This is a genomic window from Corynebacterium sp., assembly GCF_022712195.1.
Lineage (GTDB): Bacteria > Actinomycetota > Actinomycetes > Mycobacteriales > Mycobacteriaceae > Corynebacterium.
Map to the genome: position 1 here is coordinate 1 of NZ_JALAGY010000070.1, position 15,783 is coordinate 15,783.

15 protein-coding genes are annotated in these 15,783 nt (G+C 69.6%); 9 read left to right on the plus strand and 6 right to left on the minus strand.

Translation table 11 applies throughout. From position 1 onward, the window contains the following. Positions 1-164: 164 nt before the first annotated feature. Genes Q0A34_RS09110 through Q0A34_RS09125 form a run of 4 tightly spaced genes read left to right on the plus strand, consistent with a single transcriptional unit; the run spans position 165 to position 5,174 of the window. Entirely contained in the window at positions 165-1,391 is a 1,227-nt protein-coding gene (locus Q0A34_RS09110; protein ID WP_291479682.1) for a TAXI family TRAP transporter solute-binding subunit, read from the plus strand. An 8-nt stretch (positions 1,392-1,399) separates the two neighbouring features. Then, a complete protein-coding gene (locus Q0A34_RS09115) occupies positions 1,400-3,472 on the plus strand; it encodes a TRAP transporter permease (RefSeq protein WP_291479683.1) in 2,073 nt (690 codons plus the stop codon). Continuing rightward, a complete protein-coding gene (locus Q0A34_RS09120; RefSeq protein WP_291479684.1) occupies positions 3,469-4,311 on the plus strand; it encodes an enoyl-CoA hydratase-related protein in 843 nt (280 codons plus the stop codon). The genes Q0A34_RS09115 and Q0A34_RS09120 overlap by 4 nt, the downstream gene beginning before the upstream one ends. Beyond that, positions 4,308-5,174 carry a 3-hydroxyacyl-CoA dehydrogenase family protein gene (locus Q0A34_RS09125; protein WP_291479685.1) on the plus strand — a complete coding sequence of 289 codons (867 nt, stop codon included), beginning with the start codon at positions 4,308-4,310 and terminating at the stop codon, positions 5,172-5,174. The genes Q0A34_RS09120 and Q0A34_RS09125 overlap by 4 nt, the downstream gene beginning before the upstream one ends. Here Q0A34_RS09125 and Q0A34_RS09130 read toward each other — a convergent pair. After that, the gene (locus Q0A34_RS09130; protein WP_291479686.1) at positions 5,165-6,070 is read right to left on the minus strand and encodes a LysR family transcriptional regulator; all 906 of its coding nucleotides are present in this window, start codon (positions 6,068-6,070) and stop codon (positions 5,165-5,167) included. The genes Q0A34_RS09125 and Q0A34_RS09130 overlap by 10 nt on opposite strands. 149 nt (positions 6,071-6,219) lie before the next feature. Here Q0A34_RS09130 and Q0A34_RS09135 point away from each other — a divergent pair, with 149 nt between their 5' ends. Genes Q0A34_RS09135 through Q0A34_RS09145 form a run of 3 tightly spaced genes read left to right on the plus strand, consistent with a single transcriptional unit; the run spans position 6,220 to position 9,051 of the window. Next, positions 6,220-7,470: a CoA transferase gene (locus Q0A34_RS09135; protein WP_291479687.1), complete on the plus strand. Its 1,251-nt coding sequence runs from the start codon at positions 6,220-6,222 to the stop codon at positions 7,468-7,470. Continuing rightward, positions 7,463-7,882, plus strand: coding sequence for a thioesterase family protein (locus Q0A34_RS09140; protein ID WP_291479688.1), 420 nt, complete (start codon positions 7,463-7,465; stop codon positions 7,880-7,882). The genes Q0A34_RS09135 and Q0A34_RS09140 overlap by 8 nt, the downstream gene beginning before the upstream one ends. A gap of 14 nt (positions 7,883-7,896) precedes the next feature. Then, entirely contained in the window at positions 7,897-9,051 is a 1,155-nt protein-coding gene (locus Q0A34_RS09145; RefSeq protein ID WP_291479689.1) for an acyl-CoA dehydrogenase family protein, read from the plus strand. On the opposite strand, the gene nagA is transcribed toward Q0A34_RS09145, so the two are convergent. From nagA to Q0A34_RS13730, 3 genes are read right to left on the minus strand one after another with little or no spacing between them, the layout of a single operon-like run. Further along, positions 9,035-10,231, minus strand: coding sequence for an N-acetylglucosamine-6-phosphate deacetylase (gene nagA / locus Q0A34_RS09150; RefSeq protein WP_291479690.1), 1,197 nt, complete (start codon positions 10,229-10,231; stop codon positions 9,035-9,037). The two genes, Q0A34_RS09145 and nagA, sit on opposite strands and share 17 nt — an antisense overlap. Then, on the minus strand, positions 10,228-11,013 hold the full coding sequence (nagB, locus tag Q0A34_RS09155) for a glucosamine-6-phosphate deaminase (RefSeq protein ID WP_291479691.1): 786 nt from the start codon (positions 11,011-11,013) through the stop codon (positions 10,228-10,230). The genes nagA and nagB overlap by 4 nt, the downstream gene beginning before the upstream one ends. Positions 11,014-11,021: 8 nt before the next feature. Continuing rightward, entirely contained in the window at positions 11,022-13,163 is a 2,142-nt protein-coding gene (locus Q0A34_RS13730; protein WP_363316442.1) for a glucose PTS transporter subunit IIA, read from the minus strand. Between the two features lie 133 nt (positions 13,164-13,296). Between Q0A34_RS13730 and Q0A34_RS09175 the strand changes: the two genes are divergently transcribed. Further along, entirely contained in the window at positions 13,297-13,992 is a 696-nt protein-coding gene (locus Q0A34_RS09175) for a GntR family transcriptional regulator (protein ID WP_291479692.1), read from the plus strand. Positions 13,993-13,996: 4 nt separating this feature from the next. On the opposite strand, the gene Q0A34_RS09180 is transcribed toward Q0A34_RS09175, so the two are convergent. Both Q0A34_RS09180 and Q0A34_RS09185 read right to left on the minus strand, forming a co-directional pair. Next, complete coding sequence (locus tag Q0A34_RS09180; protein ID WP_291479693.1) at positions 13,997-14,173, minus strand: hypothetical protein; 177 nt, start codon at positions 14,171-14,173, stop codon at positions 13,997-13,999. Next, positions 14,170-14,886, minus strand: coding sequence for a TetR/AcrR family transcriptional regulator (locus Q0A34_RS09185; RefSeq protein WP_291479694.1), 717 nt, complete (start codon positions 14,884-14,886; stop codon positions 14,170-14,172). Before Q0A34_RS09185 ends, Q0A34_RS09180 begins: the two co-directional genes overlap by 4 nt. A gap of 91 nt (positions 14,887-14,977) precedes the next feature. On the opposite strand from Q0A34_RS09185, the gene Q0A34_RS09190 reads away from it, so the two are divergent. After that, positions 14,978-15,733 carry an SDR family oxidoreductase gene (locus Q0A34_RS09190; RefSeq protein ID WP_291479695.1) on the plus strand — a complete coding sequence of 252 codons (756 nt, stop codon included), beginning with the start codon at positions 14,978-14,980 and terminating at the stop codon, positions 15,731-15,733. Positions 15,734-15,783: the final 50 nt, after the last annotated feature.

Genomic DNA, 15,783 nt, shown 5'->3' on the forward strand with positions numbered 1-15,783 from the left:
GGGAGGGGGCACGGGGCCCTGTATCTGTGCGGATCCGCACCGTGATCTTTGCCGCTGTGTCATCAATCGCCACAGGATGTTTCCGCTCCCGAACAACAGTGTCAGGATGATTCGCATCACGTCGACACCGGCGAGAGATGCCCGTCACATTCCTAGGAGGAACCATGAACGTCCCCCAGTCAGGGCCCGGCACCAGACCGCCACGGACGATGTCGCGGCGTGACCTGTTCAAGGGCCTCGGTGGCCTCGGGGGTCTCAGCCTGCTCGGGCTGGCGGCCTCGGCAGCCGGGTGCGCGCGCCCGGCGGCGGTGTCGGTCGACGGTCTCCCGTCGCAGACCGTCTGGGCGACCTACCCCACGGGCACGGGGACGTACAACGACGTCGCCGCCATCGCGAACATGGTGACCAACCGCAGCGGCTCCAAGGTCCGCATCATGGCGGGGGACACCGGCATCGCCCGTATCGGCCCGTTGATCGCCGGGACGGCGCAGTACTCCCGGGCGGGCGACGAGTACTACTACGCCTTCGAGGGGGAGGACGAGTACACGTCGGAGAACTGGGGTCCGCAGCCGATCCGGCAGATCTGGGCGCCGCCGGGGAACTACGGCGTGCTGGTGCGCCGGGACTCGGGTATCGAGACCGTCAGTGACCTGCGCGGAAAACGTTTCCCCCGGCTGCTGGCGTCGACGTCGATGAACTACAAGCTGAAGGCGATCCTCGACTTCGGTGGACTGTCCCTCGATGATGTCCGGCTGGTCGACATCGCCTACAGCGAGCAGGCCGAGGCGGTGAAGGCGGGCCACCTGGACGTGATGTACCAGAACGTTGTGGGCGCCACCGTGGAGGAACTTGACTCCCAGTATCCCGTCCGGTGGCTCGACCTGTCCGGGGGCACACCCGAGCAGTACAGCACGTGGGAGGATCTCGCCCCCATGGTGCTGCTCGGTGAGGCCACGCGCGGCGCAGGGCTGGCGGAGGGGGAGTCGGTGGTCAACATGCAGTACTCGATCCCGCTCACCACCACCAGGGACCGTCCGGAGGAGGAGGTGCGCGCGATGCTGGACCTGATCCACGAGAACTTCGACGACTTCAAGGACTCCACGCCGGACGCCCCGGCCTTCGCCGCGGACAAGGTGCTGCTCGCGCCCACCGTCCCGTTCCACGAGGGCGCGGTCAGCTTCTTCCGGGACATCGGACGGTGGACCCCCGAGCTCCAGGAGCGCAATGAGGCGCTCGTCGAGCGCGAGAGGCTGATGGAGGAGCACTGGCCGGACTTCTGGGACGAGCATTCCGACGACGGGGACGTCGTCCGGCTGTGGAAGCGGTGGAAGTCGGAGAACCTCCCCGCCATCGCCCCCATCTCCGAGATCACCGACACCGAGAGGTCGTGACAGGAACCATGACGAGCCCACCCCTGGACCGTGAGTCCACCACCGACTCCACCGACTCCACCGACACCACCGATTCCACCCTCCCGACCCTGACCATCGACGAGACGGCAGGTGAGCCGGTGAACCCCCGGCTGACCCTGCCGTGGAAGGTCGTCGTGGTCGTGCTGACCCTCACCGGGATCGGCACGACGATGAACCAGGTGTTCTTCTGGAACCTCTTCGGCGTCGCGCTGCCGACCAACTCCTTCCTCTACCTGATCTCGGCGTGTTTCCTGCCGCTGGTCATCGTCTTCAGCCCCGCGGCGCCGCGGAAGGCGGCGAAGACACCGCCGGACGAGGTCCGTTGCGGGGTGCCGTGGTACGACGTTCTGCTCATCGCGGTGTTCATCGCCTGCGCCCTGTGGTTCTGCGCCCGCGGCACGCAGATCGCGGAGTACGGCTGGGCGCTCGTCGCCCCGACCTCGGCGTCCGTCCTGAGCTTTGTCTACTGGGCACTCGTCGTCGAGGTGCTGCGGCGGGCGGCCGGGCCGATCGTGGCGGGACTGGCCTTCGCCGTCTCCCTGTACCCGCTGGTCGCGGACGTCATCCCGGTCGGTTTCCTGCAGGGGATCACCTATGACCCGGTCACCCTGGCGCAGACGCACGTCATGGGGTCGGACTCCATCAACGGTCTGCCCCTGGACACCGCGGCGACGATCCTGGTGGGCTTCATGCTGTTCGGCATCGTCCTGCAGCACACCGGCGGTGCGGCGTTCTTCAACGACCTCGCGATGTCGATCTTCGGCAAGTACCGGGGCGGCTCGGCGAAGGTGTCCGTCGGCAGCTCCGCGGCGATGGGCATGATGTCCGGGTCCGCGGTCTCCAACGTGCTGACCACCGGGCCGATGACGATCCCGGCGATGATCAAGTCCGGCTTCAGCCCGAAGACCGCCGGTGCAGTGGAGGCGACCGCGTCGTCCGGCGGGTCCATCACCCCGCCGGTCATGGGCACCGCCGCGTTCCTGATGGTCTCCTTCATCGGTGTGCCCTACACCGAGGTGCTCATCGCCGCGGCGCTGCCGGCGTTCCTCTACTTCCTGGGTATCTTCCTCCAGGTCGACGGCTACGCGGCGCGGCGCAGGCTCACCGGCACGCCGAAGGACCAGCTGCCTCGGTTCGGCCGGGCGCTGGTCGAGGGGTGGCCGTACATCACCTCCATCGCGCTGCTGACCCTGATGCTGGTGCTCACCCCGTCCGAGGCGCAGGTCCCGTACTGGATCACGGCGCTGCTGATCGGGATCGCCGTCGTGCGGCCCTCGATCCCCTTCGGGCCGAGGCAGGTCGTCGCCATGGTGCTCGACGCCGGGAAGTCGCTGGGGCAGATCATCGGCATCATCGCCGGCGTGGGTCTGATCCTGGGCGGTCTGTCCGCCACCGGTGTGGCGTTGTCCCTGTCCCGCGACCTGATCGTGCTGGTGGGGGAGAACCTGCTGCCCATCCTCATCGCCGGCGCGCTGGCCTGCTTCATCCTGGGGATGGGGCTGACGATCTCCGCCGCGTACGTCTTCCTGGCGATCGTCATGGCGCCGGCGGTGACCGCGCTGGGTGTGGAGCCGATCGCGGCCCACCTGTTCATCATCTACTGGGCGTCGGTCTCCTACATCACCCCGCCGGTCGGTCTGGCGGCCTTCGCCGCGGCGAGTATCTCGAAGGCCTCGCCGATGGGCACGTGTGTCGAGGCGATGAAGTTCGGCGCCGTGAAGTACGTGGTCCCCTTCGGGTTCGTCCTGAACCCGGCGATCGTCGCCCAGGGCAGTGTCGCGGAGATCGCGGTGGCGGCGGTGACGTCGGTGGTGGCGGTGTTCGCCCTGTCCGCGGCATTCTCGGGGTACCTCCAGTTCGTGGAGGCCCGGGTGGCCGTCCCGTTCCGGGTGCTGCTGGGTGCGGGCGGGTTCCTGGTGTTCCTCCCGCAGTGGCCGGTCACGCTGGCGGGGCTGGCGGCCGTGGCGGTCGCGGTGGCCGGGACGAAGCTCCTGGCGCGGCGGCGTCCCGACGACAGCACAGACAACACAGACAACGAGGAAAAGGAGACCGTCCGATGAGTGACGACAACACCCTGGTGGTCAGGGAGGACCGGGACGGTACCGCGGTGCTCACCGTGAACCGTCCGCGACAGCACAACGCGCTCAACCGCGGGGTCCAGGACGCGCTGCGCGGTCACCTCGCGGACATCGCCGGGGACGCCGGCGTGGGTGCGGTGGTCGTCACCGGGGCGGGGGAGGACGCTTTCGTCGCCGGTGCGGACATCAACGAACTGGCGCAGCGGACGCCGGTGGACGGGCTCGCGGGCCCGCTGCAGCGACTGTTCGACACCGTCGCGGCGTTCCCGAAGCCGACGATCGCGGCCGTCAACGGCTACGCCTTCGGCGGCGGCCATGAACTTGCCCTGGCCTGTGATGTCAGGGTGGGTTCCACCGCCGCCCAGTTCGCCTTCCCGGAGACCGGGCTGGGCATCATCCCGTCCGCGGGCGGCACCCGTCGGCTCGCGGAGGTCGTCGGCCAGGGCGCGGCCCTGGACATGATCCTCACCGGCCGCAGGCTGACCGCGGAGGAGGCGCTGCGGATGAACCTGGTCACCTACCTGGTGGAGCCGTCGGAGCTGCTGGAGACCGCGCTGGCGGTGGCCCGCCGCATCCGGCGGAAGGGGCCCCTGGCCACGAGCCTGGTCCGGGACCTGGTCAGGCGCTCGGGTTCGGTGGACCGTGAGTCCGGGATGCTGCTGGAGCGCCTGGCGCAGGCGGTCATCTACTCCTCGGAGGAGAAGCGGGAGGGCACGCGGGCCTTCCAGGAGAAGCGCCGTCCCGACTTCGATTCCGTCCGCCACGACGCACAGACACCGCACAGACCAGACACCGAAGAAACAGAGGAGAGTCCTTCATGAGCACACCAGAGGTCAACCACGTCACCGTGATCGGTTCGGGCACCATGGGCGCCCAGATCGGCATGGTCGCCGCACTGTCCGGCTACCGCACGTCCATCGTGGACATCGCCCGGGAGTCCCTCGACCGGGCGCAGGAGATGCTCCACTCCCGGATGGACCGGGACGTGGAGAAGGGGCGGCGGACGGCGGACCAGGTGGCCGAGGCGTTCGGGCGGCTGGAGTTCTCCCTGGACCGCGACGCCGTCGTGGCGCAGACCGACCTGGTCATCGAGGCCGCGGTCGAGGACCTGGAGGTCAAGCAGCGGCTCTTCCGTGAGCTCGACGCGGTGGCGCCGGCGCACACGGTCCTCACCACGAACTCCTCCAACATCGTCTCGTCCCGCCTGGCCGGTGCGGTGGGGCGTCCCGGCAAGGTGTGCAACATGCACTTCTTCAACCCTGCCCTGGTCATGGAGTGCGTGGAGGTCGTGCCGCACGAGGGTACCGACCGGGAGACCGTGGACACCGTCGTCCGGGTCGCCGAGTCTCTCGGCAAGCAGCCGGTGCTGCTGAGGAAGGAGGTCCCGGGGTTCGTGGCCAACAGGCTGCTCAACGCCCTCCGGCGTGAGGCGGTGGCCCTGTACGAGGACGGTGTCGCCGACTTCAGGGACATCGACGTGGCCGCGAAGACGGCCCTGCGGCACCCCATGGGGCCGTTCGAGCTGATGGACATGACCGGCCTCGACGTGGTCTACATGATCCGCATGGCGGAGTACGAGCAGACCGGTGACCCGGAGTCCCTGCCGGCGCAGTCGGTGAAGGAGCTCTACGAGAAGGGCGACTACGGCAGGAAGACGGGCAGGGGCTGGTACGACTACAGCTGATCCCGGGGGTCCGGCAGCATCTCCCGGACGGTGGAGAGGACGGGCCGCAGCGCCGGGTTGCGGTTCGTCCGCTTCCAGATCAGCTTGACCTCCAGGCGGGCGTCGAGGCCGTGGATGGGCCGGAACGCCACATTGGGGGAGGTGACGTTGTTGCGCACCGAGTCGAGGGTGAGGGCGCAGCCCATCTCCGCGCCGACGAGGGCGATCTGGGTCCAGGAGTCCGGTGTCTCCTCGAGGACCCTGGGCACGAACCCGGCGGCCATGCTGACGGAGTTCAGCCTGTTGTGCAGGATGGAGCCCGCCCCGCCGGGCAGGACCAGCCAGGACTCGTCGGCCAGGTCCGCCATCGACACCTGGGGGAAGTCGCTCGCCGGGTGGGAGGCGGGGAGTGCGACGAGGAGTTCCTCGACCCCGACGACGATGGAGGCGATCTCGGGCGGCAGGAAGTCCCACCGTCCGATGTTGGCGTCGAGTGTGCCTTCCAGGACGCGGGCCAGACCCTGGTTGGAGAACTGGGAGGAGTGCAGCTGCAGGGAGACCCCGGGGCTGTTCCGGCGCACCCGGCGGGAGATCTCGCCGACGCTCTCGTGTGTCGAGGCGCCGGCGAAGCCCAGGTGCACGGTGCCGGTGGTGCCGTTGACGGTCTCCCGGACGACCCGACGCACCGACTCCGAGGCCTCGACGAGTTCGCGTGCCGGCCCGATGACCGCTTCGCCGGCCACGGTGAGGTCCACCCTGCGGGTGCTGCGTTCGAAGAGCTCGGTGTGCAGGGACTGTTCGATCTGCTTGATCATGCGGCTGAGGTGCGGCTGGGTCACCCTGAGCCGTTCGGCGGCCTGCCCGAAGTGCAGTTCCTCCGCCACCGCCAGGAACGCCCTGGCCTGCTGCACCTCCATGTGTGCCTACCTCCTGTGTCGCCGTGTGCCCACGTCCCGGATCAATGCCCCTGAGGAATGGATCTCCCGCCAATTAAGTATTGGACAGATCACAATGCCGCTGGTTTCATGATTTATACCACCGAGTATTTGTGAACGAAAGGTCATGCGTGTTTCCCCACCACAGTTCCGGCCCACTGGACGGCCTCGTCGTCGCCGACTTCTCCCGGGTGCTGGCCGGCCCCTACGCCACCATGCTGCTCGCCGACCTGGGCGCCACCGTGATCAAGGTGGAGTCGCCCCAGGGCGACGACACCCGCTACTGGACCCCGCCCAGCAGGGACGGGGTGAGCACCTACTACCTGTCGGTCAACCGCAACAAGGACTCCGTGGTGCTCGACCTGACGGACCCGACGGACCTCGACACCGCCTACCGGATCATCGACCGGGCCGACGTCTTCGTCGAGAACTTCAAGGTCGGCGGACTGGCGAAGTTCGGGCTCGACCCGGACTCGGTGGCACGCCGCTGGCCGGGGCTGATCCACGCCTCGATCACCGGCTTCGGGATGGACGGAGGGGCGGACATGCCCGGCTACGACCTGCTTGTCCAGGCCATGTCCGGGATGATGCACGTCACCGGCAGCCAGCACGGCCCCCCGCAGCGCACCGGCGTGGCGATCTTCGACGTGGTCACCGGGATGCACGCCACGGTGGGGATCCTGGCGGCGGTGCGTGAGCGGGACGTCTCCGGCCGTGGCCAGCACGTCGTCCTCGACCTCTTCTCCTCGGCGCTGTCCAGCCTGGTCAACCAGACGACCGGCTACGCGGCCTGCGGAAACGAGCCGATGCGCATGGGCAACGAGCACCCCAGTCTCTTCCCCTACGGCCCGTTCGCGGCCCGCGACCGTGACCTCGTCATCTGCTGCGGCAACAACACCCAGTTCGCCCGCCTGGTCACGGAACTGGGGGTGGAGTGGGCGGCGCACGACCCCCGCTTCGCCACGGTGCACGACCGCAACACCAACCGTGCACCGCTGCGCGCCCTCATCGAGGAACAGCTCGGGACGCGGGACGCCGAGGAGTGGTTCGACGTGCTCCAGGCCGTCAACGTCCCCTGCGCACCGATCCTCAGCATCGGCGAGGGCATCGAGTTCGCCGACGGCCTGGGACTCGACCCCGTCGTGCAGGTCGGTGAGGGGGACGACGCCGTCCCGCTGGTGAAGAACCCGATCTCCTACTCGCGCACCGGGGTGACCTACCGCAAGGCGCCGCCGGCCCTCGGCGACGACCAGCAGGCCGTGCTCGACTGGATCCGCCGCACACCCGCCCGGTCGGCGGCAGGGTCAGAGGCTGGCTCGGCGGCTGGCTCGGCGGCTGGCTCGGCGGCTGGCTCGGTGGTCGGGGGTGGTCACGGTGGGTGAGACCCCAGCGGTGTTCGTCACCGAGATGGAGTTCCGCTGGTCGGACCAGGACCCCAACGGCCACGTCAACAACGCCCGCGCCGTCACCCAGATGGAGGAGGCGCGGGTCCGGGCGACGCGCAGCTGGTTGGGTACAGGTACCGGCACAGGTACCGGCATGGTCCGGGTGGTCCGCTCCCTGGACGCCGTCTTCGACCGGGAGCTGGTCTACGGGCCGGTCACCGGCCGGGTCTGGATCTCCCGCATCGGGACGACCTCGTACACCGTCAGCCACGAACTCATCCAGGACGGCGAGGTGCGGGCGCACGGCGACACCACCATCGTCGTCCTCGACCCCCGGACCCGCCGTCCGGCACCCCTGGACGGGGCCGTCCGTACGGCGCTCGGACGGGCCCTCGTCACATCCCCCTGATGAAAGGACACACCATGGGCGCAGTAGACGCCGACGATTTCCGGGACATCCTCGAGGCGGTGCGCGACTTCGTGCACTCCCGTGTGATCCCCCTGGAGGAGCAGATCGAGCAGGACGACCGGATCCCCGACGACCTCATCGCCGACTCCCGGCAGATGGGCCTGTTCGGGTGGGCGATCCCCGAGGAGTACGGCGGGCTGGGCCTCGACGCGGTGCAGGACGTGGAACTGGCGATGGAGCTGGGCTACACCACCCCGGCCTTCCGGTCACTGTTCGGCACCAACAACGGCATCGCCGGGCAGGTGCTGGTCAACTACGGCACCGAGGAGCAGAAGCGGCGGTGGCTGCCCCGGCTCGCCTCCGGCGAGGTCGTCGCCTCGTTCGCACTGACCGAGGACGGCGCGGGGTCGGACCCCGGCGGGATGCGCACCACCGCGGTGAAGGAGGGGGACACCTACCGGATCAACGGGTCGAAGCGTTTCATCACCAACGCCCAGCTGTCGCAGCTGCTGGTGGTGTTCGCCCGGACGGACCCGTCGGCGTCGGGCACCAGGGGCATCTCGGCGTTCCTCGTGGACACCGACGCCCCCGGCGTGACCGTGGGCCCGCACGACCGGAAGATGGGCCAGGAGGGCGCCTGGACCAGCGAACTCTTCTTCGACGACGTGGTCGTCGGGGAGGACCGGCTGATCGGCGGGCAGGAGGAGGGGGGCTTCCGGGCGGCGATGGCGTCGCTGGCGAAGGGCCGGCTGCACATCTCCGCCATCTGTGTGGGACAGGCGCAGCGCATCCTCGACGAGTCCGTCCGGCATGCGGCGACCGCCACCCAGGGCGGCCAGCCCATCGGGACGTTCCAGCTGGTCCAGGGGATGATCGGTGAATCCTACGCAGAGCTCCGCGCCGCCCGCGCGCTCGCCCTGGACGCCGCGCGTGACTACCGTGACGGCACCGACCGGAAGCTCGGCCCGTCCGCCTCGAAGCTCTACGCCAGCGAGATGCTCGGCCGTGTGGCCGACCGGGGCGTCCAGATCCACGGGGGCATGGGCTACATGCGCTCGGTCCCGGTGGAGCGGTTCTACCGGGCCGCGCGCCTGTTCCGCATCTACGAGGGGACCAGTGAGGTGCAGAAGCTGGTGCTGGCCCGCCAGCTGCTCAAGACCGCCCAGTGACCGGACGTCCTCCACGCAGGACGGCGGTGACCTGAAGGTCGGCGTCCAGGGCGACGAGGTCGGCCCGTCCGCCGACATGCAGGCCGACGGTGGGGAAGCCGACGGTGCGCGCCGGGTTCACCGAGGTGTGCCGGACGGCCTGCAGCAGGGCGGCGTCTGACCCGATGCCGCCGTTGGCGACGGCGAAGCGGAAGAGCTGGTCCATCGTGGCGGTGCTGCCGGCGATGGTGTCGGTGCCCGCCACGTGCGCCACGCCGTCGGACACGTCCACCCCGAGGGTGCCGAGCCGGTAGCTGCCGTCGGGCATGCCGGCGGCGGCCATGGCGTCGGTGACGAGGGTGACGCGGTCGGGGCCGACGAGTTCACAGACACCCCGGTAGAGCGAGGGGTGCAGGTGCACGCCGTCGCCGATCATCTCCACGGTGACCCGCGGGTCCTCGACCAGTGCGGTGACGGGGCCGGGTTCGCGGTGGTGGACCGGGCGCATCGCGTTGAACAGGTGGGTCCCCACCCGCGCGCCGGCGTCGACGGCGGCGAGGGTCTGTTCGTAGGACGCGTCGGTGTGGCCGACGGCGGCGACCGCACCGGCGTCGACGACCTGCCGGACGGCGTCCAGGGCACCGTCGAGTTCCGGTGCGAGGGTGACCATGCGCACCGTGCCGCGGGCGGCGTCGAGGACCCGGGCGAGTTCCCCGGCGTCCGGGTGCCCGGGGTGGCGCAGGGCGGTGGGGTCGTGGGCGCCCTTCCTTGACGGCGCCAACCAGGGGCCTTCCAGGTGGATCCCGGCGACGAGCCCGTCGTGGACGTGCCCGGAGAGGACGTCGACCTCGCGGAGCAGCTCGTCCGGGTGCGCGGAGACCAGCGAGGCCATGATGGTGGTCGTCCCGTGGGCGGCGTGCATCGCCACGGCGGTGGCGGTCTCCTCGTCGGTGGCGACGGGGAAGGCGCCGCCGCCCCCGCCGTGGACGTGCATGTCCACGAATCCGGGGACGACGGTGGCCCCGTCCAGGACGAGGTCGCCGTCGGTGGTGGGCCGGGGCGGTTCGCCACCGCCGAGGGCGGTGACGGTGCCGTCGGTGATCTCCACCCAGCCGGGGCGCAGCACCTCGTCGCCGGTGACGAGGACGTCTGCGGTGACGAGCGTGCCGGTCGGACCGGTCGGGCCTGCCGCGCCCGTCACAGCCCCTGCCAGACGGGCTTGGCGGCGTAGGTCTGCCGGTAGTAGTTCGCCAGCTGGAGCCGTCCGGCGGCGGCCTCGTCGACCAGCACGGAGACGTGCGGGTGGTGCTGCAGGACCGTGGCGGGCCACAGGGCGCTCACCCCGCCCTCGGCCAGCTGGTGCACGGCCTCGGCCTTGTTCTGGCCGGTGGCGACCAGCACGATGTGGCGGGCCTCCATGATCGTCCCGAGCCCCTGGGTGAGGCACTGGGTGGGGACCTGGTCGAGGTCGTCGTCGAAGAAGCGGGCGTTGTCGATGCGGGTCTGGCGGGTGAGGGTCTTGATGCGCGTGCGGGAGGCCAGGGAGGAGCCGGGCTCGTTGAAGGCGATGTGGCCGTCGGTGCCGATGCCCAGGATCTGCAGGTCCACCCCGCCGGCGGCGCGGATGGCGTCCTCGTAGCCCTGGCAGGCGGCGGGGATGTCGGTCGCCAGCCCGTCGGGGCCCTGGACGGCGCCGGGCCGGAAGTCCACCCGTGAGGTGAACTCGCGGTGGATGACGTTGGCGTACCGCTCCGGGTGGGAGGCGTCGAGGCCGACGTACTCGTCGAGGGTGAAGGCGCGGGCCTCGGCGAAGGAGACCTCCCCGGCGGCGTGGCGGGCGGCGAGGTTGTCGTAGATCGGCAGGGGGGAGGAGCCGGTCGCCAGGCCGAGGACGGCGTCGGGCTTGCGGTCGAGCAGTGCGGCGACGGCGTCGCCGGCGAGTTCACCGGCGGCGTCGGCGTCCGGGAGGATGATGATTTCCATGGGGGTCCCTACTTCTTCGTGTTCTTCGAGTTCTTCGTGACGGTGAACAGCGGGCGCATCGTCGACACCGGTGCGGAGGGCTCGACGAGGGGATCGACGGTGGCGCCGCGGGCGTCCATGACCACCACGGGGACGACGGTGGGGTAGCCGGTGGCTGCGACGGCGGCGACGTCGTAGGTGATCACCGGCTGTCCCTGGACCACCCGGTCACCCTTGGCGACGTGGGCGGTGAAGCCCTCGCCCTTGAGCTTCACGGTGTCCAGGCCGAGGTGCACCAGCACGGCGGTCTTGTCGTCGGTCATGATGGCGTAGGCGTGCGGCAGCAGCTGCATGACCTTGCCGGACACCGGGGCGACGGCCTCGACGACACCGTCGGCGCCCCCGTCGGGCTCGACGGCCAGGCCTGGGCCGACGGAACCGGCGGCGAAGGTCTTGTCCGGGACCTCGGACAGGTCGACGGTGCGGCCCTGGACCGGGGCGCGGACCAGCGTGGGCTCGGGGAGCGCGTCAGCTGCTTCGGTGGCAGCCTGGGTGGCTGCATCGGCGTCGACCGGCGCGACGACAGGTTCGGTGACAGGGGCGGGGGCCGTGGCCGGGGCGGCGCCGGCGAGGGCGACCTTGATCTCCTCCTTGAGGACGTCGGACTGGGTGCCGAAGACGGCCTGGACGTTGTTGCCGACCTCCATGACACCGGCGGCGCCGAGGGCCTGGAGTGCGCCCTTGTTGACGGCACCCTTGTCGGTGACCTCCATGCGCAGGCGGGTGATGCAGGCGTCGACGCCGACGAGGTTGTCGCGTCCGCCGAAGGCGGCGATGAGCTGCTCGGCACGCTCGGAGCCCACGGCGCCGTCGGAGTTCTGGGCGGCCTGGGAGGCCTCGAACTCGTCGTCGGGCAGGCGGCCCGGCAGGCGCAGGTTCCAGCGGGTGATCGCGAAGCGGAACAGCAGGTAGTAGACCACGGCGAAGACCAGTCCCTGGCCCACCAGCAGCAGGATGTTGTGCGCGGCGGGGGCGCGGCCGTAGAGCAGCAGGTCCACGAGTCCGGCGGAGAAGGAGAAGCCGAGGTGGATGTCGAGCACGTTCGCGACCGCCAGGGACAGGCCGGTCAGCAGGGCGTGGATCACGTACAGGGGGAACGCCAGGAACATGAAGGCGAACTCGAGGGGCTCGGTGATGCCGGTGATGAAGGCGGTGAGTCCGGCGGCGCCGAAGATGCCGACGGCCACGGTGCGCTGCCGTGGCTTGGCCACGTGGATCATCGCCAGGGCGGCGGCGGGCAGGCCGAACATCAGCACCGGGTAGAAACCGGAGGTCAGTGTGCCGGCGGAGGGGTCGCCGGCGGCGAAGCGGGTGAGCTCACCGCTGACCAGGCCGTTGGCGCCCTCGTAGTCGCCGTAGATGAACCAGATGAAGGTGTTGAGGATGTGGTGCAGGCCCAGCGGGATCAGCATGCGGTTGGCGAAACCGTAGACGAAGGCGCCCAGTGCCCCGGAGCCGGCGATGAACTCACCGACGGAGGTCAGGCCGCTGTTGAACAGCGGGTAGACCCAGGACATGGCGAAGCTGACGAAGAGCACCGCAAGGGAGACCACGATGGGGACGAAGCGGCGTCCGCCGAAGAACCCGAGGTAGGGCGGGAGTTCGATGTCGTGGTACCGGTCGAACAGCCAGGCGGTGATGAGGCCGACGATGATGCCGCCGAAGACGCTGTAGTCGATCATCGCCTGGTCGCCGGCGGCGTCGGTCACGCCTTCCAGGACGACCGGTGACATCGACGTGAAGACGGAGGTCATCACCAGGTAGCCGGCGACGGCGGCGAGGGCGGTGGAGCCGTCGGCCTTCTTCGCGAAGCCGATGGCGACGCCCACGGCGAAGAGGAAGGCCAGGCTGCTGAAGAGCGAGTCGCCGGCGGCGCTCATCGAGTCGAAGAACGGGCCGATGACGGGGATGTCGGTGCCGCCGAGCATGTCGTCCTGCCCGAGGCGGAGCAGGATGCCGGCGGCGGGCAGCAGGGCGATGGGCAGCATGAGGCTCTTGCCGAGCCGCTGCAGTTGGGCGAACCCGGGGATGCGCAGTCCCCTGCGCTTCCCGTTCTTCTTTCCGGCGGCGTCCGCCGGGCCGGGGTCCTGGGTGGTGTGTGGGGTGGTCACGTGAGGCTCCTCGCGTCAGTGGGGCCCGTACCGGGCCGGTACGCACAATATTGGACTAGACCAATTAACTGTGTCAAGGGTCACGCCGGCCCGCCGATTGTTTGGTCTACACCAATACCGGTACGGTGTAGCCATGAAGGTGCCCAAGTATTACCTGGTCAAGAACCAGATCCTCGAGCTCACCGCAGGTCTCGAGCCCGGCACCGCCGTGCCCACCGAGCGGGAGCTCGCCGAACGTTTCGGCACCTCCCGGACCACCGTGCGGCAGGCGATCGCCGAACTCGTCGCGGACGGGCGTCTCGAGCGCACACAGGGCAGGGGCACCTTCGTGGCGGCGCCGAAGATGCTGCTGCTTCCGCAGGTCTCGTTCTCCAGCAACGCGGTGTCGCAGGGCTGGCGTCCCGGTCGCGTGGTCGTCTCCGCCCGCTGCGAGGAGGCGTCCGACGTGGTGCGTGAGAACCTCCGGCTGGAGGACGGTGCGCAGGTCACCCGCTTCGAGGTGCTGCGCACCGTGGACGGGGAGCCACTGGCGCATGAGACGGTGCACCTGCCCGGTGACCTCACCGAACTGACCGGACGGCTGGAGGCGCAGGACTCGCTGTACCGGATGCTGGCCGCGGAGTACGACATGGCCGTCCGTGAGGTCGAGGACGTCGTGGAGACGATCCCGTGCGACCCGGTGCGGGCGGACCTGCTGGGGGTCAGCACCGGGCTGCCGCTGCTCCTGGTCCACCGCACCGGTTTCGGCGGGGACGGGCGTCCGGTGGAGTGGACGGAGTCCGCCTTCCGCGGCGACCGCTACCGCTTCGTCTCTCGACGGCAGCTGTAGGCGGTCAGTTCTCCCGGGACATCCGGTTGACGCGGAGTTTGGCGAGGATGCCGACGACCATCAGCAGCAGCCCGGCGACGAGGAACCTGTCCGGCAGTACGTTCAGCACACCGAGGACGACGATGAGCAGGCCGAGAAGCTCGGAGGTCCAGGCGAGGGCGTTCATCCGTCCGGTGGTCACGGTGTTTCTCCTGAGGTGGTGGTGTGTGCGGTCCGCAGGCGCTGCAGCCACTCCTGGAACAGCCGGGTCTCGGCGGCGCCGAGTACTTCCGGGTGCGCGGCGGCGAGTTCCGAGGTCGTTGAGAGCGCGCGGTCGGTCGACGCGTTCTGCCGGGGGCTGGTGCCGGTGATGGCGCTGATCACGCCTTCACGGACCGCCGCGGACAGCTCCGGGTCCGGTTCGCCCCGGATGATCTGCCGCAGGGTCACGCCGATGTTGGTGGCCAGGATGTGGGCCTTGGCCTGTTCCGGGGGGACGACGAGACGTCCCTGGTCGGCGGCCTGCGTGGTCAGTCCGAGCAGGATCTCGTCGGGCCGGGACTGGGCGGCGGGGGCGTGGTCGGGCTGGACCTTGCCGTACATCATCGCGTAGAAGCCCGGGTTCTCCAGGCCGAAGTCGACGTGGGCGTCCCACCCGGTGCGGATGTCCTGGACCGGGTCGCCGGTCCACTCCATCGCCTGTTTCCGGGAGACGTACATGTCGAAACCGTGCTCGACCACGGCGTCGGCCAGCCCCTGTTTGGATCCGAAGAAGTGGTACGCGGTCGGCAGGGTGACGCCGACGGTCTCGCAGACCGCGCGCAGCGAGAAGTCCTCGCCGGGGGAGCGGGCGATCATGTCCGCTGCTGCGGCGATCAGCTTCTCCCTCGTTCCTGTCGACACGTCCCTGGCCATGCTGCTACGGTAGCGCACATATCACCGATATATGAACACATGTCGGTGATAATGAGAACTGTCAGACACCCACGCACCACAGGAGGAATCCATGACCACACACTCACTCGAAGGAAAGAACGTCCTGGTCGCCGGCGGCGGCAAGAACCTCGGCGGGCTGGTGGCACGCCAGTCCGCCGAGGCCGGCGCCAACGTGGTGATCCACTACAACTCGGACTCCAGTCTCGGGGACGCGCAGGAGACCCTCGCCGCGGTCGAGGCGCAGGGCGTCCGGGCGGCACTCGTCCAGGCCGACCTGACCGTCCCGGAGAACGTCGCGACCCTCTTCGCCGAGGCGGAGCAGGCCGTGGGGCGCATCGACGTCGCGGTCAACACCGTGGGCAAGGTGCTGCGGAAGCCGATCGTGGACACCACCGAGGACGAGTACGACTCGATGCTCGACATCAACGCCAAGGCCGCCTACTTCTTCCTCAAGGAGGCCGGACGGCACCTGGCCGACGACGGCAAGGTCATCACCGTGGTCACCGCACTGCTCGCCGCCTTCACCGACGGCTACTCCACCTACGCCGGAGGCAAGGCCCCGGTGGAGCACTTCACCCGCGCCGCGGCCAAGGAGTTCGCCGACCGCGGGATCTCGGTGAACGCCGTCGCCCCCGGCCCGATGGACACGCCGTTCTTCTACGGGCAGGAGACCCCGGAGCGGGTCGAGTTCCACAAGTCCCAGGCCATGGGCAACCAGCTCACGCAGATCGAGGACATCGCGCCGATCATCCGCTTCCTGGCCACCGACGGCTGGTGGATCACCGGGCAGACGATCTTCGCCAACGGCGGCTACACCACGCGCTGAGCGTGCTGAGCGCCGGGCCTGTCCCGTTGGCCGCCGGACCGTGGTTCGTG